The 20,162-nt window shown below is 61.8% G+C and carries 18 protein-coding genes (1 of these 18 only partly in view); 5 read left to right on the forward strand and 13 right to left on the reverse strand.

Features of this window, described 5'->3' with window-relative positions; all coding sequences use genetic code 11:
- The 9 genes from AABA34_RS05110 to AABA34_RS05150 all read right to left on the reverse strand — a co-directional run.
- Positions 1 to 1,403 carry the 5' portion of an FAD-binding protein gene (locus AABA34_RS05110; RefSeq protein ID WP_338304173.1) on the reverse strand. Its footprint begins 190 nt before the window's first position, so 1,403 of the gene's 1,593 nt are visible here — the first part of the coding sequence; it begins with the start codon at positions 1,401 to 1,403; its stop codon lies beyond the left edge, outside the window.
- Between the two features lie 134 nt (positions 1,404 to 1,537).
- Complete coding sequence (locus tag AABA34_RS05115) at positions 1,538 to 2,992, reverse strand: methyl-accepting chemotaxis protein (protein WP_338304174.1); 1,455 nt, start codon at positions 2,990 to 2,992, stop codon at positions 1,538 to 1,540.
- The gene (locus AABA34_RS05120; RefSeq protein WP_338304175.1) at positions 2,989 to 4,494 is read right to left on the reverse strand and encodes a putative bifunctional diguanylate cyclase/phosphodiesterase; all 1,506 of its coding nucleotides are present in this window, start codon (positions 4,492 to 4,494) and stop codon (positions 2,989 to 2,991) included. Before AABA34_RS05120 ends, AABA34_RS05115 begins: the two co-directional genes overlap by 4 nt.
- Positions 4,495 to 4,637: 143 nt before the next feature.
- Positions 4,638 to 5,501, reverse strand: a complete 864-nt coding sequence (locus tag AABA34_RS05125) for a CheR family methyltransferase (protein ID WP_338304176.1) — start codon at positions 5,499 to 5,501, stop codon at positions 4,638 to 4,640.
- An 8-nt stretch (positions 5,502 to 5,509) separates the two neighbouring features.
- Positions 5,510 to 6,676, reverse strand: a complete 1,167-nt coding sequence (gene cheB, locus AABA34_RS05130; RefSeq protein WP_338304177.1) for a chemotaxis-specific protein-glutamate methyltransferase CheB — start codon at positions 6,674 to 6,676, stop codon at positions 5,510 to 5,512.
- Complete coding sequence (locus tag AABA34_RS05135; protein WP_034951984.1) at positions 6,673 to 7,038, reverse strand: response regulator; 366 nt, start codon at positions 7,036 to 7,038, stop codon at positions 6,673 to 6,675. Before AABA34_RS05135 ends, cheB begins: the two co-directional genes overlap by 4 nt.
- 100 nt (positions 7,039 to 7,138) lie before the next feature.
- Positions 7,139 to 7,579, reverse strand: a complete 441-nt coding sequence (locus AABA34_RS05140) for a chemotaxis protein CheW (protein WP_252259964.1) — start codon at positions 7,577 to 7,579, stop codon at positions 7,139 to 7,141.
- Positions 7,579 to 9,978, reverse strand: coding sequence for a chemotaxis protein CheA (locus AABA34_RS05145; protein ID WP_338304178.1), 2,400 nt, complete (start codon positions 9,976 to 9,978; stop codon positions 7,579 to 7,581). Before AABA34_RS05145 ends, AABA34_RS05140 begins: the two co-directional genes overlap by 1 nt.
- A 69-nt stretch (positions 9,979 to 10,047) precedes the next feature.
- A complete protein-coding gene (locus AABA34_RS05150) occupies positions 10,048 to 11,418 on the reverse strand; it encodes an MATE family efflux transporter (protein ID WP_338304179.1) in 1,371 nt (456 codons plus the stop codon).
- A gap of 115 nt (positions 11,419 to 11,533) precedes the next feature.
- Here AABA34_RS05150 and AABA34_RS05155 point away from each other — a divergent pair, with 115 nt between their 5' ends.
- A complete protein-coding gene (locus AABA34_RS05155) occupies positions 11,534 to 12,310 on the forward strand; it encodes a class II aldolase/adducin family protein (protein ID WP_034951994.1) in 777 nt (258 codons plus the stop codon).
- A 30-nt stretch (positions 12,311 to 12,340) separates the two neighbouring features.
- Positions 12,341 to 12,901 (forward strand): (2Fe-2S)-binding protein, encoded by a 561-nt coding sequence (locus AABA34_RS05160; protein ID WP_338304180.1) that lies wholly within the window; start codon positions 12,341 to 12,343, stop codon positions 12,899 to 12,901.
- Between the two features lie 6 nt (positions 12,902 to 12,907).
- On the opposite strand, the gene AABA34_RS05165 is transcribed toward AABA34_RS05160, so the two are convergent.
- Positions 12,908 to 15,070, reverse strand: coding sequence for a TonB-dependent receptor (locus AABA34_RS05165; protein ID WP_338304181.1), 2,163 nt, complete (start codon positions 15,068 to 15,070; stop codon positions 12,908 to 12,910).
- Between the two features lie 191 nt (positions 15,071 to 15,261).
- Here AABA34_RS05165 and AABA34_RS05170 point away from each other — a divergent pair, with 191 nt between their 5' ends.
- Complete coding sequence (locus AABA34_RS05170) at positions 15,262 to 15,606, forward strand: arsenate reductase family protein (protein ID WP_338304182.1); 345 nt, start codon at positions 15,262 to 15,264, stop codon at positions 15,604 to 15,606.
- A 5-nt stretch (positions 15,607 to 15,611) separates the two neighbouring features.
- Here the strand turns inward: AABA34_RS05170 and AABA34_RS05175 are convergent, their stop codons facing one another.
- Both AABA34_RS05175 and AABA34_RS05180 read right to left on the reverse strand, forming a co-directional pair.
- Complete coding sequence (locus AABA34_RS05175; protein WP_445083760.1) at positions 15,612 to 16,958, reverse strand: MFS transporter; 1,347 nt, start codon at positions 16,956 to 16,958, stop codon at positions 15,612 to 15,614.
- 59 nt (positions 16,959 to 17,017) lie between these two features.
- Positions 17,018 to 17,857, reverse strand: a complete 840-nt coding sequence (locus AABA34_RS05180; protein ID WP_338304183.1) for a hypothetical protein — start codon at positions 17,855 to 17,857, stop codon at positions 17,018 to 17,020.
- 111 nt (positions 17,858 to 17,968) lie between these two features.
- Between AABA34_RS05180 and lipB the strand changes: the two genes are divergently transcribed.
- Together lipB and AABA34_RS05190 are read left to right on the forward strand one after the other, a co-directional pair.
- Positions 17,969 to 18,661, forward strand: coding sequence for a lipoyl(octanoyl) transferase LipB (gene lipB / locus AABA34_RS05185; RefSeq protein ID WP_338304184.1), 693 nt, complete (start codon positions 17,969 to 17,971; stop codon positions 18,659 to 18,661).
- Positions 18,658 to 18,984: a hypothetical protein gene (locus tag AABA34_RS05190; RefSeq protein ID WP_338304185.1), complete on the forward strand. Its 327-nt coding sequence runs from the start codon at positions 18,658 to 18,660 to the stop codon at positions 18,982 to 18,984. Before lipB ends, AABA34_RS05190 begins: the two co-directional genes overlap by 4 nt.
- Positions 18,985 to 18,989: 5 nt before the next feature.
- On the opposite strand, the gene AABA34_RS05195 is transcribed toward AABA34_RS05190, so the two are convergent.
- Positions 18,990 to 20,102: an alkene reductase gene (locus AABA34_RS05195; RefSeq protein ID WP_034952007.1), complete on the reverse strand. Its 1,113-nt coding sequence runs from the start codon at positions 20,100 to 20,102 to the stop codon at positions 18,990 to 18,992.
- Between the last annotated feature and the right edge of the window lie 60 nt (positions 20,103 to 20,162).

Here is a 20,162-nt window from a genome sequence, read left to right on the forward strand (position 1 = left end):
TCGCAAAACCCGCGTGCCGCATCGTCGCTGTCGGAGAATGGAAATTTCTTCATCAACCCGTCGACATTGATCACGGCATTGTTGTCGAAGCGCAGGAAACCCATCCCCGCCGGGCTCCGCTTGGCAAAGCGGATCGTGTAGACAAAGTGCGGATCGTACTCCCGCGCAATCTCAAAGCCCGCCTGCATGGCTTCACGCAGGCGCGCCCTGTCGACACAGATCGCGGCGTTGAAGGTTTCGATCCTGAGCGGCCCGATCTTGCGCGGCTTCCACTCCTCGGTAATCTGGCGCAGCGAAACTGGCGCACTTGAAGCTCCGCCGCCATTCGCCAGCGATTTGCGGAACGCAGCGAATACAAGTTTGGGTACATTGATGAGGCCCCCAACCCCAGCCGCCTCGGCCGCATCATCAGAACTTTCGCCTGTAAGAACACGGCGGTGCGCCGCATCAACATCATCATCGAGCGCCTGAGTCAGATAGTGCTGGGCATTGCCCGGCGATGCCGCCTTGTGCGCGGGCGCCGGTTCCGACCCGTCACGCCAGTAAACCGATTGCATGACATCTGCATCCGGTCCCGCATTCGGATCAAACGTAAGTTCGTAGAAGACCGGCGAGCCGTTTCCGATCGATCCAGTCGCGGCGGCGAAATTTCCAGCGGCGACATGATCCCACCAGCTGGGTGCAAGTGGCACACAGGCCTTGGCCCAGGAAAGAGTGAAACGGGGGACGACCTCAAGCAAGACCACGTTGAGGTATCCGAGCCCCCCGAGATGGACGATGATATCCTTGAACCGATGATCATGCCCGCGCCCGCCCAATTGCGCTGCAAAGCTAGGTGAGAGCACCGGATTGGCCGGATCCTCAATCCAGTGCGTATGATCCGTCCCGGCAACGAAAAGCATGCCCCGCACATGGGTTTCCAGCCCGGCTTCGTTGAAGAACGAACCATGTGTACCGGTCGCGATTGCTCCTGCAAGCGACTGGCCCTTGTGTGATCCGGCAGTCATCAGCGACATGCCCTTCGCATCCAGCGCGTCCATCAGCGCCGAAAGTTTCGTCCCGCCAGCTGCCAGCACAAAGCGCGATGCATTGTTCGCGTGCTCCGGCCGGAGCATCTCCGGCTTCAGGAACCAGACGACGCCGTCCTTGTCCGTGTCGATCACAATTGCGCGATTGGGAAACAGATCCGCCTGCGACCAGGTGGAGCCGAGAATTGCGACGCGACGTGACCGCCTTCCCAGACCGTCAAACAATTGGCCGAGTGCGGCATTCCTGTTGCGAATGTCGGTTAGCGGATCAGTGGGAATGCGCGCCTTGATGTTACAGATTTCCCTCGCATCGCGCCAGCGCGTGCGGTGTTCATCCTGCCAGCGTTTGCCGTGTTCCCATTCAATATCGATCATCGCGCCCCTCCCTCGCAGCGGCAGTTACCTGCCCGCAGGCGCCAGATTGTTGATTTTTCGATATTTTGCAAAGCCGAAATGCACTTTTGGCCTTGCTGCTGGCTTTAACAGCGGCACCGCAGCGGCGAGGCGCCTCAGCTTTCCCGGACTTTCGCGAGGAAGCGATCCACCTGCGTTCTCAGCGTGCTGGCCTGCTGTTCGAGCGCAGTGGAACTGTCGAGCACCTGGCTCGCGGCGGTGCCTGTCGAGATCGACAATTCGCGCACTTCCTTGATCGTACTCGCCACTTGCTCGGTTCCTCGTGCGGCAAGGTCGATGCTTCGGGCGAGGTCTTGCCCGGCCACCGACTGCTGATCCACCGCACTGGCAATGGATACCGCAGTGCTTTCGAGCTGCTGCACTTCGGCTGCGATCGAGCGCAATGCGCTCACGCTTGCCCCGGTTGTATCCTGCATGGTGCGGATCTGTTCGGCAACTTGCTCGGTCGCCCTGCTCGTCTGCATGGCGAGTTCCTTGACCTCGCTTGCTACGACAGCGAAGCCGCGCCCGGCTTCCCCGCCGCGTGCTGCCTCGATCGAGGCGTTGAGCGCCAAAAGGTTGGTGCGCTGTGCGATCGTCTGGATCAGCTCGACGATCTGGCCGACCTGCTGTGCAGAATCGGCAAGGGCGGTGATGGTCGCGTCGGCTTCATTGGCGGAAAGGGTCGCCTTGCGTGCCAGTTCGGCCGATGAAGCCGCCTGCCGGCTGATCTCTCCGATCGACATGGCGAATTCGTCCGACGCGGCGGCGGCTGCTGTCGCTCCGGAATTCGCTTCCTCCATCGAAACTGCGACTTCCGAGGTCCGATTGCTCGATTGTTCGGCGGTAGCTGCCATCATCGTGGCAGTCGCCTGAAGCTGGCTCGACGCGCTCGCCACGCCGCTCACGACATCGCCCACAGTCCGTTCGAATTGATCGGCGATGTTGCGAAGGGCGCGCTCGCGTTCCAGCCGCGATTCCTCTTCGACAAGGCGCAGGCGCGTCTTTTCCTCAAGCTCGCTCTCTGCCCGGCGTGCTCTTTCCTTGTAGAGTTTCTCAAATTGCACCCCGGCGCGGCGCATGCGTTCGGTCACGTCAGCCAATTGCCCGTATTCGTCGCTGCGATCCCGGTGCGGAACGACGATATTGTGTTGACCGGCGCAAATGCGGCCAAGGCAATCAATGAGTTGTTGCGAAGTGCCGATCACATCCTTGCGGATCGCCCTGAACAGGAATCCTGTCAAAACCATGCTGGCGACTACCAAGCCGACCAGAATGTAGCGCAAGGTATCGATCGATGCCGCAGCGCTGGAAAGGCTTTCCTTGCTACCTGTGCCGACAGAGGCACTGATAATGCCAAGACTGATGAAAGTCGTCGCGACCGTGATCCCCACGATGGCAAAGGGTGCGCCAACCGTCAGCAGCACTTTCTGATTGGTGCTGCGCTGCCGAAACCAGTTGGTCACCGCATCCGGCTTGTCCTCATACACGAATGCGTCTTCGGCCACTTCGCGGTATTCCGGCTCGCTCTCAAACTCGAAACCGGGTTCCAGCTTGTCATGTTTGCTCATGCTGCCTGTCCACCTGATTGTTCGCACCGCTCGGCACATTGCTGTGCGATCAGTGTGTCGATCTGCTGTGCGGGCATGGCCTTGTAATAAAGCCATCCCTGAATCTGGTCACATCCAGCGAGCCGAACCATGTCGGCTTGCTCAATGGTTTCCACCCCTTCGGCCGTCACGCCCATCTTGAGCGCGCGGGCAACGGCGATGCTTGAAAGCATCATGGCGCGGCTGCCGTCGTCCTCGCCTGCCTGCACCACAAGGCTGCGATCAAGTTTCAGCTTTTCGAAGCGGAACTGGCGCAGGAAGCCGATCGAGGCGTAGCCGGTACCGAAATCATCGAGCGAAATGCGCACGCCGAATTTGCGGATCACATCCAAAGCCCGTTCAGCCACCACCGGGTCCAGGACCAGACAGGTTTCGGTCACTTCCAGTTCGAGCAGATGCGGAGGGAAGCCGGTTTCTTCGAGTATCTCGCCCAGCTTGATGGGGAATTCCGGGTTGCGCAGCTGGGCGGCGGAAATGTTCACGGAAAGCGTGATGCCATCCCAGCGCAGGGCATTGGTCACCGCCTCGCGCAGCACCCACAAGCCGATCGGATTGATGATGCCTGACTGTTCGGCAACAGGAATGAAAATGTTCGGCCCGATCTTCTTGCCATCCCGGCGTTCCCAACGCAGCAGCGCCTCGACTGCGACAATCCCGCCCTTGGCCGCATCGACGAGCGGCTGGTAGGCGAGCGAGAATTCCCCGTTGGCAAGCCCGGCACGCAGTTCGTCTTCAAGCTCGCGCACGGCTTCGCGGCGCTGGTCGAATGTCTGGTTGAACCAGGTGCAGCGCATTTTCCCGCCGCGCTTGGACATTTCCATCGCTACATCCGAACGGCGCAGCAGCTCCGAGGATGGCAGGCGATCCTCAATTGTGCTGCGGGCAAGGCCGATGCTGGCGCCCACCGCGATCTGCCGATGGCCCAGCGGAACCGGAGCCTGCAATTTTTCGAGCAGGGTGCGGCACATGCCTTCGAGGATGGTGCCCGCAACCTTTCCGTGAGTGACAGCGCAGAACTCATCCCCGCCCAGACGATAACACTGCGCTTCATCGCCAAAAACTTCGCGCATTTCCTGCGCGCATTGCCGGATCAACTGATCGCCAACGGCATGGCCATAGTGATCGTTGATCTGCTTGAAACTGTCGAGGTCGATCAGCGCAATGGCGACCTCTTCGGCGCTTTGCGAATGACGATCGATGTCGGCGTGCAGGGCGCGGCGATTGGGAAGCTGGCTGAGCGGATCCATCACGCCGAGCGTTTCCAACTCGCGGACATTGGCAAAGCCGCTGCGGCTCAACAGGAATATCGTCGCCGCATAAATCAATGCTCCGGCGATCAGCAGTCCTTCCGGGGCGGCAAATTCCAGAATGTCGCTCGCCAACACCACGAGTGTGATGAGCGCGAACACCAGTGAAACGGTGGCGAGAGGAACCAGCACCAGCCCGATCGGTGTCAGGCGCATGGGTTTTCTCGGTTCGGGCACCATGGTTCCTTCGGTTGCGCAATTGAGGAGGTCTGCGAAGGAGCAATTCCTAAACGGCAACGGCTAATGAAGGGTAAAATCCGCTAGTCCTAAAGCAGGAAACGGGGCGGTATTTGTTAAGCCTACCGTGCCGTCATTGCGTTCACAGGCTCGGTTGCCTCGCGCAGTTCATAAATGCTCATGCGTTTTGGCGAGGGCGTAAAATCACGGGTCTGGCCGATAACGGTCTCTCCGGCGCCAAGCATCAGGAAGCCGTCCCGCGCGAGCGCGGCTGACAGCCGTCGGAACGCGGTCTCGCGATTTTCCCTTTCGAAATAGAGCAGTACGTTACGGCACAGGACGAGGTCGAAACGCTGCCGACCGGGCGGTTCTGTTAGGATATTGTGCTGCTGGAAGCGGGTGATCCCGCGAACATGATCGCGGATCTGCCAGCCGTCGGGCGTCTCGTCGAAATGACGCAGCATCTGCGCAACGCCCAATCCGCGCTGGACCTCGAACTGGCTGTAGAGCCCGGTGCGTGCGGCGCGGATCGCCCGATGCGAGACATCGGTGCCGAGGATGTCGATTGTCCAGCCAGCCCAGCGATCCTTCTGGTCTTCGAACAGCATGGCAAGGCTGTGCACTTCCTGACCGGTGGAGCATCCCGCGCACCAGATCGAAATGCGCTTTGTATGCTCGCGACGACGTGCCAGTTCGGGGAGGATGTCTTCCGGGATCTGGTCGAAGGCAGGTTTGTCGCGAAAGAAGTAGGTTTCGTTGTTGAGCAGCGCCTCGACAACTTCGGTCGCTAGATCGTGATCGCTCGCGCGGCGGCGCGGTTCGTCCAGCAGGCAGACGAGCTGATCGACATTGCTGATCCCGTGTTCGCGAAAGATGCCGGCAAGAGCAGTCGGCACGCGCCAGCGGCGGCTTTCGGTCAGGTGCTGACCGGTGCGCGCGGCCAGCAGATCGGCGATGATCTGGTAGGAGGCCTGGCTCACTTCCATCGACGCGCCTACGCCCGGACAGCCGCGGCGCCTGCGCAATGCGCGGACGAAAATTCGGCCATGATCGCCTCACCGAGCGTTTGCGGCGCAGCGATCATGCTCGTCAGCCCTGCCTTGGCGACGGCACCGGGCATTCCCCAGACGGCGCTGGTATCGGCGTCTTGTGCCCAAATTGCGCCTCCGGCTTCAACCAGAAGCTGTGCCCCTTGCAATCCGTCACGTCCCATGCCCGAAAGGATCACGGCAAGGGCACGGCCTTCATATGTGGTCGCTAGGCTGGCCAGCATGGGATCGACCGAAGGCAGGCATCCGCTAGCCGCCCTTTCGCTGACAACCCGTGTGACCACCCTGTCGCCCACGCGCCGTACCGTCATGTGTCCTTCGCCGCTGGCAATCACGATTTCCCCTTGGCGGATCTCGGTGCCTTCGGCGGCGATGCGGGTCGGCCTGCCGCTTGCGACTTCAATCTGGCGAGCGAAAACAGGAATGAAGGAGGCGGGAAGATGCTGGGTGATCAGGATCGGCAGGTCGAGAGCCGGTGTCAGCGCCCGAAGCATCACGTTCAGGGCGTGAATGCCCCCGGTCGATGCCCCTATGGCGAGAATTTCAGGCCGCTTCGAGCGTCGCTGGCTGGTGCGAATCCCGACCGGCTCACGTGTGCTCGCGGCATTGGTCTGATCACTTGCGGTATCGGGGATCGAGGTCCCGAGAGCGCGGATCTTGCCGAGCAGCTGGCTGCGGTAATCCTCGTTGAAGCCGCCTGGCCGGGGCTTCAGCATGGTGTCAGCGGCGCCCAGTGAAAGCGCCTCCACCGTGGCATGTGCGCCGTCTTCGGTGAGCGAGGATACCACCATCACCTGCGCATCAGGTGCCGCGGCAAGGATGTCCGGCAATGCGACCAGGCCACCCATCCCCGGCATTTCCAGATCGAGCAGGATTACATCGACGGCGGCGTTCTTCAGCTGCGCGATGCCGCGCTCGGCGCTGGAGGCGGTGTCCGCCACCACCATTCCCGGATCGCTTTCGACCATCCTTTTCAGGACAGTGCGCACGGTCAGCGAGTCGTCGATCAACATCACCCGGATCGGATCGGCGGCTGGCGCCGCGTTTGCGCCTTCCGAAACCGGCGACGGCCTTCTCAGCAGCCGGGAGTGATGATCGCCTTGTGGGCTCACGCGAAGCCGACCAATTGCAGTTTGATCTGAAGCGTTTCGTGATCGAACGGCTTCATCACATATTCGTCCGCGCCCGCACTGATCGCTTCGCGGATATGCGCAACGTCATTTTCGGTGGTGCAGAACACAACCTTGGGCTTGTCACCGCCGGGGCGCTGACGCAGCTGGGTGATGAATTCGATGCCTGTCATTACCGGCATGTTCCAGTCGAGCAGCACGACGTCGGGCATCGACGCCATGCAGGCATCCAGCCCTTCCTTCCCATTCTCGGCCTCGCCCACGGCAAAGCCGAGCGTTTCGAGAATGTGTCGCGATACCTTGCGGATCACTCGGGAATCATCGACGATCAGACACGTTTTCATTAGCCACCCTTCGATCTTGCCCGATGCGACATGGCACCGGACAGGTCGGTCTCTTCAACGGTACAATCGGCAGCGTTACCCGCAGAAGGTAAGTTTTGGATTAAGCCGCAGCTCCGATTGGATCTGGTCCTGCGATCAAGGCCGCGACGTCGATCAGCAGCGCCGGCCCCACGCGCGTTTCGATCAGCCCTGTCGCCACGCGCGACCATTCCGGGCCAAAGCCGCCCGGAATTTCCTCCGGCTGGCCCATGCCCGATGTGATGTCCTCGATCGCATCGATCAGCAATGCATAGGAGTATCCCGAGATGCTGACGACAATCGCACGGTTGTCGGTCGCCCAGTGATCCGGGTCGAAACCGAGCGCACGGCGGCAATCGATGACGGTCAGCGCCTGGCTTCGCATGGCCGTGATCCCGGCGATGAAATCCGGTGCCCGCGGGATCGGAGTAACTGCGGCGATCTCGATCACCGATTGCACATCATGCGCATGCAAGGCGCACCGGCGTCCGGCAATCTGGGCCATGACAAGCAGATCGTCCATTATCGCGCTCCCATCGTCTTGCGCGCCTGCCTGAGCGCCCGGATCAGTCCATCGCGATCATAACGATAGATGGTTTCAGCGGCATCGGGGGCTTCCGGAGCATCGCGCAGCCGGATCACGGGTGATCGGAACTCGACATCAAGCGCGGCTGCGGCTTCGTATTCATCGTCGAACCAGATCGCCACATCTTCGTGGTTGTCGGCATCTGAAGCGACTTTGTACCCCGCGGATGCAACCAGCGGAGCGAGTATGCTTCTGGCCCAATCGCTGTCGGGCAAACGGCACACCGGCTTGGCTGCCGCTTCGGCTGGCTTGCTGTGCCGTGCGAAGAGTTCATGGCCGTCCAGCAGGGCGACAGTCTGCCCGTCCACCAGCGTGACGGCTTCGACCAGTGGATCGTTCGGTTCGGGTTCCAGCGCGCCTTCGAGCAGGGCCGCGTCATCCACTTCGCGCACCGCATGAAGCAGCTCGCACGCACCATCGGTGAGACGCAGGAGCCGGATTTTCTCCGCCGGAACGGGGCCATCGGGCAATCCGACCACCGGCAGGATTTCGCCTTCGATCACTGCGCGCGAGGTGGAGCCGGACAGGTCGAGGGCGCTGGCAGGTGCGGTCTCAATCCGCTGCACAAGTTCAAGCCGGATCGCGCAGCGGCGACCGTCGAAATGGGTGAAGAGCATGGCGCGCTGCACTTCGGCGGCTGCGCTCTCGTCATCTTCTTCAAAGGCGCGCAGCACGCGGCTTTTGGCATCGGAAACAAGATCGTGGGTGGCTGCGATATTGGTCACATCGAGCAAGAGCACCGGTCGGCCATCATCGAGCAGGCTCGAACCGGCGTAGAGCCCGGTGCGCATCACGGCCGGAGCAAGCGGCTTGACCACGATATCGCCATGCGAATGGATGCGATCGACCGCCAGCGCGAACAGATCACCGCTGGCGAGACGCAGCATCACCATGATGTGCTGCCCGTCGGCAAGATCACCCGTGGGCAGGCCCAGCACGTCAGTCAGCATCAGGCACGGCACGCGCACACCGCGGAAAGTGACAAGCGCGGTTTCGCCAACGCGGGTGAAGTCCAGAGCCTTGGCCGATGCGTGGATGATTTCCTCGACATAGCTTTGCGGGATGGCAAAGCGTTGATCGGAAACTTCCACCGTCAGTCCGGCAATGATGCTGAGCGTAAGCGGGATTTGCAGCGTGAACAGCGTGCCCACGTGATTGCTGCTGGATACCTTGATGCTGCCGCCGACCCGCTCCAGATTTTCGCGCACCACATCCAGACCGACGCCGCGGCCCGAGACGTTGCTGACGGTTTCGGCAGTCGAAAATCCGGGTTGGAAAATCAGCTGCAAGATCGCCTCGCGGCTCATTTGTGCTCGTTGATCAGCCGTGATCAGGCCTGTCGAGATCGCCTTTGCGGCAATTCTTTCCTCGTCCAGCCCGCGCCCGTCATCGCTGATCACGATCGAAATCGTATTGCCCGATTGCCGCGCGGCAATCGACAGCATGCCGATCTCGCGCTTGCCATTGGCAAGCCTTTCGCCGGGCTTTTCGATCCCGTGATCGATCGCATTGCGAATGATGTGGGTGATCGGGTCGCGGATCGTTTCGATCATTTCGCGATCGAGTTCGACATCGCCGCCTTCGAGATCGACCATCACCTGCTTGCCAAGCTCGCTCGACAGATCGCGAACCAGGCGGGGTACGGCGCTGAACAGCGTTTCGATGCGCTGCATCCGCATCCGCGTGATCGCGTCGCGAACATCGGCAAGGATTGTCGTGAGCCGTTCGAACGGGCCGTCGATTGTCGGCTGGGTCCCGGCCTGACGCAAGCGGTGAGCCAGATCGTTGCGGGCCAGCACCATGTCGGAAACCCCGCTCATCACCCGGTCGAGCAAGTCGACGGGGAGCCGGATTGATCGCTGGGCGGCAACAGGTTCGGCGCGTTTCGCGAGCGTCGTTTCGCCGGTTTCGGGGTTGAAGTCATCCAGCAGCGCGCTGGCGGGGGCATGCGGCAAGGCGGGCGCTTCGGCGCCCGGCTGCAAGGCGGCGATCAGTTCATCATCGCCACCCTCGGGAAATTGCTCGCCTGCCTCGATCGCATCCACCATGGCGACAATCCGGTCGATGATGGCGAGAACCACGCTGACGAGGGCGCTGTCCGGTTCGCGTCGTCCTGCCCGGCAATCGGCAAGCGCGTCTTCGGCTGCATGGCTAAGCGCGGCCAGGCGTGGAAAATCGAAGAAGCCGCAATTGCCCTTAACCGTGTGGACAAAGCGGAAAATGGTGTCGAGCCGCGCGCGATCCGCCGGATCAGCTTCCCAGGCGACGATTTCGCCCGTGCTTGCTTCCAGCATTTCGCGTGTCTCTGCGACGAAATCCGCCAGCAGGTCATCCATGACGCCTGTGCCCCTTCTTGCGTGAGGTTCACCTATGGCGACAGATGGTTAACGAAGGCCTAGCGCGCCCTATCTCGCATGGCGCAGTTTGATGGCGTAGGTTACCAGCAGAATGCCGGTGACGGCTCCGAACAGATTGGCGGCGAGTTCCGCCGAATAGATCGCGGCGCTGCCCCAGCTGCCAACCAGCAGCCAGGCAAAGGGCAGCATCACCAGAAATACCCGCAGAGCGGATTGGGTCAGCGCGAGTGAAGCTTTGTCGACCGCGTTCAATATCCCGTTGGCGACGATCAGGATTCCGAAGCCTGCATAGCCCCACGCCGCGATGCTGAGATACAGCGCGAATTCGCTCGCGACGTCGGCATCCTCGGTAAACAGGAAGGCCAGGAATTCGCCGCCAGATACCATCGCCAGTGCAATGCAGAGGCCCCAGACGATGCAGAAGCCGAAAGCCCAAAGCGCCGCTTCGCGCGCCCGGTCGAATTCGCGCGCGCCCCAATTCTGTCCGACGATCGCGCCGATCGAGCCGGACAGCGCCAGCAGCGGCACTGTGGCAAAACTTTGCAGTCGTCCGGCGGCTCCGAACCCAGCAACGGCCGCCTCGCCTTCGAGCGCCACAAGCGCAGTCAGGATCGACAGGCCGACAGGGTTGATCGCATTCGAACAAGCTGCAGGGCCGGTCACCCGCAGGATTGAAACCGCTGGATCGATCGGGCTGCAATCGCGCAGCAGACCAAAATCGAGCGGGATCTCCGCCCGGCGCATCAACACCATCGCCATGATCGCACCGAACGCCCACCCGATGACGGTCGCATAGGCCGCGCCGACGATGCCCAATCCTTCGAATCCGAAAGCGCCCGTAATCAGCAGCGGATCGAGCACCCAGTTGGCTGTTGCATAGGTTATGCTGACAAGGCTGGTCTTGCGCGCTTCGCCCTGTCCGCGCAGCACCCCGTTGAAGCCCATGATCGCCAGGATCAGCGGAAAGCCCAGGGCAAAGGGCTGCATATAGGTGCGGATCAACGGCAGCAGGTGATCGGGGGCGTTCATCAGCCGGAACAACGGATCGTGCAGCGTGAACAATGCCAGCGCCATGATCGCGCCAACCAGCACTGCGAAAACGATGCCGAAATTTGCCCGGCGGGCGGCGCGTTCGGGGTCTTCCTCACCCAGCGCACGGGCGACAACGGAATTGATGCCCACCATCACCCCCACGCCGAGCGAAGTCAGCGCCACGGAGATCGGAAAGATGAAGGAGATCGCCGCCAGCGCATCGCTGCCCAGCTGGCCGATGAAATAGGCATCCACCAATCCGATCGACATGATCGCGGCGACCCCGATGACCGCGGGCAGGGTCTGCCCGATCAGATGCCCAGTGATGCTGCCCTGCGTCAGCTTGGCGCTTGCTGATTTGATAGGTGAGGAAGATTGCTGGTTCATCGAGACTGCGCGGGTAGCCGCAGCCCGGCGGCAAGGCAAAGCGAAATGCTTGTGCAGCCCCCGCGTGCCATGCGATAGGCAGAGACAAGAATTTCAGGAAGGAGAGGGATTCCTCATGGCAACCCAGCTTAAGCCCGACAGCAGCCTCGAAGGTAAGGTCAGCAAGGAAGAATGGCAGGCCCGGCTCGATCTCGCCGCTTGCTATCGCATTTTTGACCACCTCGGCTGGTCGGAATCGATCTACAACCACATTTCCGTCGCGGTTCCGGGTGAGAAGGATACTTTCCTGATCAACCCGTTTGGCCTGCTTTACGATGAAGTGACCGCTTCGAACCTCGTCAAGATCGACGTCGAAGGCAACAATGTCGGCGGTTCGCCCTATATGGTGAACAAGGCCGGCTTCACCCAGCACGCCTATTTCCACAAGCATCTGGGCGACCGCGCGAATGCGATCTGCCACGTCCACACCACGGCGACGATGGCCGTTGCCAGCCACAAGGACGGCCTGCTGCCGACCAATTTCTATGCCTGCAATTTCCAGAACCAGATCGGCTACCACGATTTCGAAGGCGTGACCGTGCGTCCCGAAGAGGGTGAGCGGCTGGTGCGCAATCTCGGCAACCATTCGATCCTCATGCTGCGCAACCACGGCCCGGTGGTGATGGACCGCACGATTCCGGGCATGTTCGTCAAGATGTGGGCGCTGCAACGCGCTTGCGAAATCCAGGTCGCGACCCTGTCGCAGGGTGCGGCCAACATCGTCCCGCAGGAAGTCGTCGATGTGCACCAGCGCGATCTTTCGGTGATGTCCGGGCAGGGCGGTTCCGGCCTGTTCGATTTCGAGGCGTGGAAGCGCCGGATTGACCGGATCGACAGCAGCTGGCGCAACTGAGCCGGCTCGCCAGACAGCTAGGATAGCGCAATGCCGCGCATGACGATCAACGATCGGCCGGTCGAGTTCGATCTCGACCCCCAGATGCCGCTGCTCTACGCGCTGCGTGAGGCGGCGAACTTTACCGGGACAAAGAGCTGCGGCGGCGGCGATTGCGTCGGCGCGTGCATGGTGATCGTCGATGGCACGGCCTTGCGATCCTGCCGCATCACTCTGGCCGAGGCGGAAGGGCGCCTGATCACCACGATCGAAGGGCTTTCGCGCGATCGCTCGCACCCGATGCAGCAGGCGATGGTAGCCGAACAGGCGATCCAGTGCGGCTATTGCACTCCCGGTATCGTGATCGCCGGTGCCGCCTTGCTGGATCGCAATTCCGCTCCGACCCGTGCCGAGATCGAGGACGCGCTACAAAACCTTTGTCGCTGCGGCGTCTATCCGCGCTTGGTGCGGGCGGTGCAGCGGGCCGGCCGGGTAATCCAGCGGCGCGAAAGCATCAGCGCCGCGCCCGCTCCTGGTATCGAGGCGGCAGACGCGGCGCAGCGTGTTCCCGCGCTGAGGGCTGTCCCGGAGCCTTCCGACTCCGGGGACTGACGTTCCTCAGAAACGTCCCGTAATCGTGAACCGCGCGTTGAGCGGCGGCGCCACTGTCAACTCATTGGCAGAGTGGGCGTTGGGGAAATACAGTTCGTCAAACAGGTTTTCGACATTGACCTGCAAACGCAGGTTCTCGTTCACGCCGTAGAACACCGCCATATCGACCCGCGCATAGGACGGCAGCGTCGCCGTATTGCCGTTGTCGGCAAAGCTTTCGTCCTGCGCCGTAAGGCCAAGCCCGAAACCAAGCTGATCGGTCGCCTGGAAGTTGTTCCAGATCGAGAACATGTTCTCAGGCAGTTCGCGCAGGCGCCGCCCGGTCGGGCCGGTACGGCTTTGCTGTTCGCCGTCGAGATAGGAATAGCCGGCCGAAAGGAACCACCAATCGGTGACCTGCCCCTGCAACTGGGCTTCGAAGCCGCGGATCTTCGAATCGATGACATCAAGCGTGCCCGGATTGTTGTCCGCAACTTGCGGTGATGATTGCTCGATCTGGAATACCGCACCCGTCAGCGCGAGGCCGGGGCGGATGTCCCACTTCACCCCGGCTTCGAGATTGGAGAAGGTATCCGGCTCCAGTGCGTCAGCCGGTGGGTTGATATCGGCAAACTGATCGCCCGAACGCGGCAGGAAGGTTTCCGAATAGCTGGTGTAAATCGAAAGGTTCTGCTGCGGCTTCAGGATCAGGCCGAGCCGAGGGGTGATCTCCTCGTCCTTTCGGGTGCGAACCGCTCCAGTGCGATTGTCGAGCACGGTGATTTCGAAACTGTCGAACCGCGCGCCCAGCACCACCCGGATCCATTCCGCCAGCTTGATCTCGTCCTGGATGTAAGCCGAAACTACCGTCAGATCGGCTTCGGTGTCGTCATTGAGCGCGGTGAACGGGCCGCGGGTTGTACGTCCGTCTGCCGTCGTGCCGACGCCTCCGCGCAGGGGCAGCGGGCGAACTGCCGGGAAGAATTCGACATCGGTGCGGCGGCCATCGAGCACTGCCGTGTCGAACACCGGGTTGAAGCGATCATTGTTGTTGCTTGTGTCGATGAACTCGCCACCCACGATCAGCGTATGCTCGATCCCGCCAGTCGCGAATTCACCGATCAGATTTCCTGAAAGCACGAGATTCTGGCGCTGCGTCGTGTCGATATAGCCATCCATCGCCACAACATTGGTGGCGGGGTTGTAGCCGACTGGGAAATAGTTGGAGTAAACCTTGTCGTAGTCACCCCACGAAGCGGTGAGATTGCCCTTCAGATTGTCCGAGAACACATGTTGCAGCGTGCCGCGCAGGACATGGGCCTGGAAGGTGGTGTAGTTTTCTTCCGGGTCGCCGAAGGTAATGTCCTTTAGGCCACGAACCGGATCGCCGTTGTCATCGGTGGGGATGCCGCGATCGATGAAGCGTTCGTGATCGATATATTCATAGGCGAGATCGATGGTGGTGCGATCACCCAATTGTGCGCGGAAGGTGGGGTTGATGGCGAATTGATCACCGTCGAAGAAATCGCGGTGATTGTTGAGATTCTCATAGGCTGCGTTGATCCGCAGCGCCGAGTTCTCACCCGTGGCGAGGTTGACGTCCGCCCAGATGTCGAAGGCGCCGAAAGTGTCGACCGAGGTGCGGAAGCCGGTGAAATTCTCGCCGATGACACCCTTCTTGGTCACGCGATTGAGGATGCCGCCGGTTCCGCCGCGTCCGAACAGCAGGGCGTTGGGGCCCCGCAGGATTTCCACCTGCTCAAGATTGTAGAGACCGCGATAATATTCGACGTCATCCCGTACCCCGTCGACGAAGAAGTCGGCGGTGGACCGGACGCCCCGGAACACCACGGCATCGCGGTGTCCTTCGCCCTGCGAACTGGTGACACCGGGGGTGTAAAGCACGATGTCCCCGATTGAATCGAAGCCCTGCTGGATGATCTGATCGGCGGTGGTGATGCTGAGCGATTGCGGGACGTCGATGATCGGGGTCGGCGTCTTCAGCGCATTCATTTCGTTGGAATAGAGGACATCGCCGGTGACGACGATATTCGGTCCGCGATCGGCTGAATCCTCGGCAGAACTTTCCGCAGCGACGCCGCTACCTGCTTCGGTGGTTTCCGCGAGCGCGGGGAACGCCATTGCTGCGCAGCCGAGCAAGAGAGCGGTGCGGGCGAGTCGATAGGTCATCGGTTGTTTTGCAATCATGGAGGGGGCGCTATTGCAACCTATTCGCAAGTGCAAGGATGTTTTTGAGAATAATTCGCATTTCAAGCTTGTGTGGCAATTCTGCCGAGCCTTACCCTGCGCAGGCTGCTCCTGCTTGATCGACGGTGCGGCTTGCGGCAGGGCGCACGCAAATCGAAACGGAGACACAAGAGATGAAGGCAACCATCTGGCACAATCCCAAATGCGGTACTTCGCGAAAGACGCTGGCGATCCTTGAAAACCTTTCGAAGGTCGATCTGACGGTGGTGGAATACCTCAAGGACCCGCCTTCGCGCGAAAAGCTCGCGCAATTGTTCGCTGACGCCGGAATGACCCCGGTTGAAGGGTTGCGTCTGCGTGGCACCGATGCGGAGGAGCGTGGCCTGCCGCAAGCCGATGCAGACACGATCCTTGATGCGATGGTCGCCGATCCGATCCTGATCAACCGCCCGCTGGTGGAAACGGAAAAGGGTGTGGCGCTGTGCCGCCCGCAGGATGAAGTGTTGAAACTTCTGTAGCCGCGTCAGTTCCGGTCGCGGGTCAGATCGCGGTCGGCCTGCAAGGCGAACCAGCCGTGGCCGAGCACGATCAGGCATAGAGCGACGATCAGCCCGAAACCGAGCCAGTCGGAATGGCCATACAGCCATACGCCCAGTGCCGGAGCGTAGATGTAGCTCGCCCCTGCTAGCGACGCGACGATGCCCGATGCCTGACCCTGCTCCGCGCGGGTAACCGCGAGCGACGTGCCCGCCGTGGTCCCGGGCCGGAACAGGCCAAAGCCGAGCGATGCGATGGCGTATCCCAGCGCGATCATGTGCAGGTCGCCCGCCACCCCAAGCAATATCGTCCCGACAGCCGCCGTTGTTATGCCCCATAGCGTCGCGGCGCGCGGCCCGAGGTCGAAGCGCGGGATCAGGCCCCATTGCGCAACCAGCGTGGCAAGCGCACCGGCCATCAATACGAGCCCGACCGGCCCCGCACCAAGTTCGGGTGTCGCCCTCAGGCCCAGCCGGTCGAGCACCAGAAAGCCCGAAATTCCCAATACCATCGCTTGCGCATGGCCGCCAAAGAACCCGGCGATGATCCAGGGGCGCAGGCGCATGTCACGCCAGCCAAGACGGGGTGGCTCCTCGCCTTCCTCTGGCTCTAGCGAAGCTTGCGGATCGCTCGGCGCACCCGAACCGCTCGAATAGGGTGCGGCCAGCCCGCGTGCCGCAAATTGCGGTTCGTCATTGGGCAGGCGCCAGCGCAACAGCAGCACTGCCGCAAGCCCGATCGCGGCAAAGCAGATGAACGGCCCCGTCAGCCCCAGCCCGAGGAGGGGCAGCACCATCAAAGGCGCCAGTGCCGGACCGATAACCGTGCCGAGCCCGAAGCTGGAAGCGATCAACGACAGCGCCTGCGTGCGCTGGCTGCGCGGCGTGCGCGACGCGACATAGGCCTGCACTGCCGGGGGCGCTGCGCTTCCGAAACCGCCATAAAGGCTGCGCGCCGCGGCAAATGCGATCAGCGCCCACAGCGCGGAAAGCCAGCCCGAAAGTCCCGCATAGAGCGCAAGTCCGCAAAGCAGCATCGATACGATGAAGCCGGTCAGACCCACCGCCATCATCGCCTTGCGTCCGCGCTTGTCCGAACGCCGCGCCCAGATCGGAGCGCACACCACCCACAGCAGCGCAGACCAGCTGTAGGCAAGGCTGATCCAGACGTCGTCTACCTGCAGCGCGGTGCCGATTGACGGCATCACCGATTGCATCGCGGTGTTGCCTGCCGCTGTCACCAGCATGACCGTGAACAGCAACGCCATGCGCCCGCCCGAAATCGGATTGGCGGCGATGCTTTTCTTATCAGGCGGGGCGTCGGCTTCGGCCATCAACAATGGCGCTAGGCCAGAGTGTCCGTGCTTTCAATCGGCGATATGACGCAGGCCCTTCAATCGAAGGTTTCGATATCCACCTTGGATGCGCCTGGAGCAAGCTGGCGGTGGATTGCGGCCACCACGCACAGGAACAGGCCGCCGACGATGGCGCTGCTGAGGCTTGAGACGAACCCGGCTCCGATGCTGGCAACAGGTTCGCCGAACGCGGCCAGAACTGTCGTGAAGACAAGCGTGACGACCAGCGAAACCAGCCCGACCACAATCAGCAGCACGAACAGGAAGACGAAGATCAGCAGCGAATTGCCTTTGGTCAAAGCCCACGAACGCTTCATCACCGAAATCGGATTGAGATCACCCTCGATCCCGATGATCGCCGGGATCAGGATGAGCTTGATCGAGGCATACACCGCCGCGACGAGGACGATGATGCCGACCAAGATCCCCAAAAACGGGGAGATAAGCACGGCGCCCGTGACCAGCAAGCCGCCGACCAGACCGATCGCTAGGCCGAAGATCAACTGCGTGGCCAGATAGATCGGCGCACCGCGAAAACCGGCCTTCAAAGCGTCGCCCACGGTTGGATTGCCGCGTTCCGCAAACAGCGCCAGCACCGCAACCGACCCGACATAGGCGGCAAGGGTCGTCGCCAGGAAATAAGGCCACCCGGTCGCATATTGCTCCTGCAGTGTTTCCATCATCGCCTTGAAGGCGGCTTCGGGATCGCTGCCTCCGGGGGCGGGCGGGGGCGCCGGATTGGCGACTTCGGGGACAAGCAGAGTGATCGCGAAACTCGGCAGGAAATAGAACAGACCGACTATTGTGGTGAGAAGCCCGAAGTTAGAACCGATCAGTCCGGTCGCATCCGACCATGCCTTGCCCATGTCGAGTTTCACTTCAGATCCCTTCTGCTGTCGCCGAAACCAATGCCGCCTGACGCGGCCGGATATCCATGGATCGGCGATTGACCCCTTGATTAGCGCGTTCAATGCCCCCACGCAGGGTCAATGGCAAGCATTGCACTCGATTTGACTGATCCGCACAACGTCGAATGGCAGCGCGAAAGCGCGCCGGTCGGATACACTGCGGCGCTGGAAGCTATGGAGGAACGCGCGCGGGCGATCTCTGCGGGTGAGGCAGACGAGTTGATCTGGCTGCTCGAACATCCGCCCGTTTACACCGCCGGCACCAGCGCGGATCCGGCTGAACTGGTCGATCCGCGTTTCGAAGTGGTCGAGGCAGGCAGGGGCGGGCGCTACACCTATCACGGGCCGGGCCAGCGGGTCGGATATCTGATGCTGGACCTTGGCAAGCGCGGCAAGGACGTGCGCTGTTTCGTCCATGCCATCGAAGGCTGGGTGATCGACACTCTGGCCACCTTCGATATCGAGGCATGGCGCTGCGAAGGGCGCGTGGGCATCTGGACGCAGGATATCGACGGGCGCGAGGCGAAGATCGGCGCAATCGGCGTCCGGGTCCGGCGCTGGGTCACGCTGCATGGTTTTTCGGTCAATCTCGATCCCGACCTGTCGCATTTCGGCGGGATCGTGCCTTGCGGAATCGACGAATTCGGCGTCACCAGCATGGCGCGGCTTGGCAAATCGATCACCAGCGAGCAATGGGACCAGGCGCTGATCGGGCAGGCTGGACGTTTCCTCGGCGCGCTGGAAACCGCCCGGCAAAAGGCATGTAGCAAATGATCCGCAAACTGATTCCGATTTCGCTCTTGGCCACGCTGGCGCTCGCCGGGTGCGGGGATGAAGCCGCCGGCGATGGCGAAGCTGTGGCGACCGGGGGAGAGGCCGCCGGCGAAGTGCTGGGCGGGACGATCAGCGACGACATGCTCCCGCTGGAGGAACTGACTTCGACATCGCCTCCGGCGGCGCGTCAATCCACCACCACCACTGTAACGACCAGCACTGATGGTGGAGAGACTTCGGTGGAAACCACCATCACCACCACCAACGACCCAGCGGCCCCCGCTCCGGCGCCGCCGGCACCACCGGCGACACCCGAGGGGTAAGGGGATTATTCCGCCGCTTCGGACTGTTCCTGTTCGAGCGTCGGATAGTCGGTGTAGCCTTCGGGAATCGGGAAGTACCAGCTCTTGGGCACGTCCTTGTTCGGGTTCCAGTGTGCCCCGGCCGCGATCCGCTTTTCGAGATCGGGGTTCGAGATATAGGGGCGGCCAAAGCTCACGGCATCGCACTTTCCGCTCGACACATCGGCGTCGGCTTCCTCTGCGGTGTAATCCGAATTGAGGATCAGCGGACCAGTGTAGATCGAGCGGATCAGCGGGCTCTGCTTGGGCACATCGGTCTGGCCGAAAGTGCCGTCCGGCCCCGGTTCGCGCAGTTCGACAAAGGCAAGGCCCAGTTCCTCGCACACCTTGGCCGCCGCGCCGAATGTCGCGGGCGGGTTGCTATCGTCGGTCCCTTGCGAATCGCCATTGGGTGAAAGGCGGATGCCGACCCGGTCCGCGCCCCAGACATCGATTATCGCTTCCAGAACTTCGCGCATGAAGCGGGTGCGATTTTCCGGGCTGCCGCCGTATTCGTCGGTGCGCAGATTGGTCTTGTCGCGCAGGAATTGATCGACAAGGTAGCCGTTCGCGCCGTGCAACTGCACACCGTCAAACCCGGCCTTTTTCGCGTTCTCGGCGGCGCGGCGATAATCGCCAATGGTGCGCTGGATATCCTCATGCGTCATGGCGCGCGCGGTCGCGTATTCGCTTTTGCCCTGCGGCGTATGTGCTTCGCCGGGAGCCTTGGTCGCGCTGGCGGAAAACGGCGGTTCGCCGCCGAGGAAATAGGGGTGGACGATGCGCCCCATGTGCCAGAGCTGCATGACGATCAGGCCGCCTTCCTCGTGCACCGCCTTGGTCGTCGCCTTCCACGCTTCGGTCTGTTCGTCGCTCCAGATGCCCGGAGCCGATGGCCAGCCCAGCCCTTCGACGCTGATACCGGTCGCTTCGGTCAGGATCATGCCCGCGCCTGCACGCTGGCGGTAATAGGTCGCCATCAGATCATTGGGCACGAACATCGGATCGGCCGCGCGCCCGCGGGTGAGCGGGGCCATGAAAATGCGGTTCTTCGCTTCGAGCGCGCCCATCTTGAGCGGCTGGAACAGAGCGTCATGCATGTGAGGAATTCCTCCGGTTGGGTTGCAATTGGCTATTCACTTGGCGGCGATGGGCTTAAG

Origin of the sequence: Erythrobacter sp. Dej080120_24, from assembly GCF_036322605.1 — a bacterium.
GTDB classification, from domain to species: domain Bacteria; phylum Pseudomonadota; class Alphaproteobacteria; order Sphingomonadales; family Sphingomonadaceae; genus Erythrobacter; species Erythrobacter aurantius.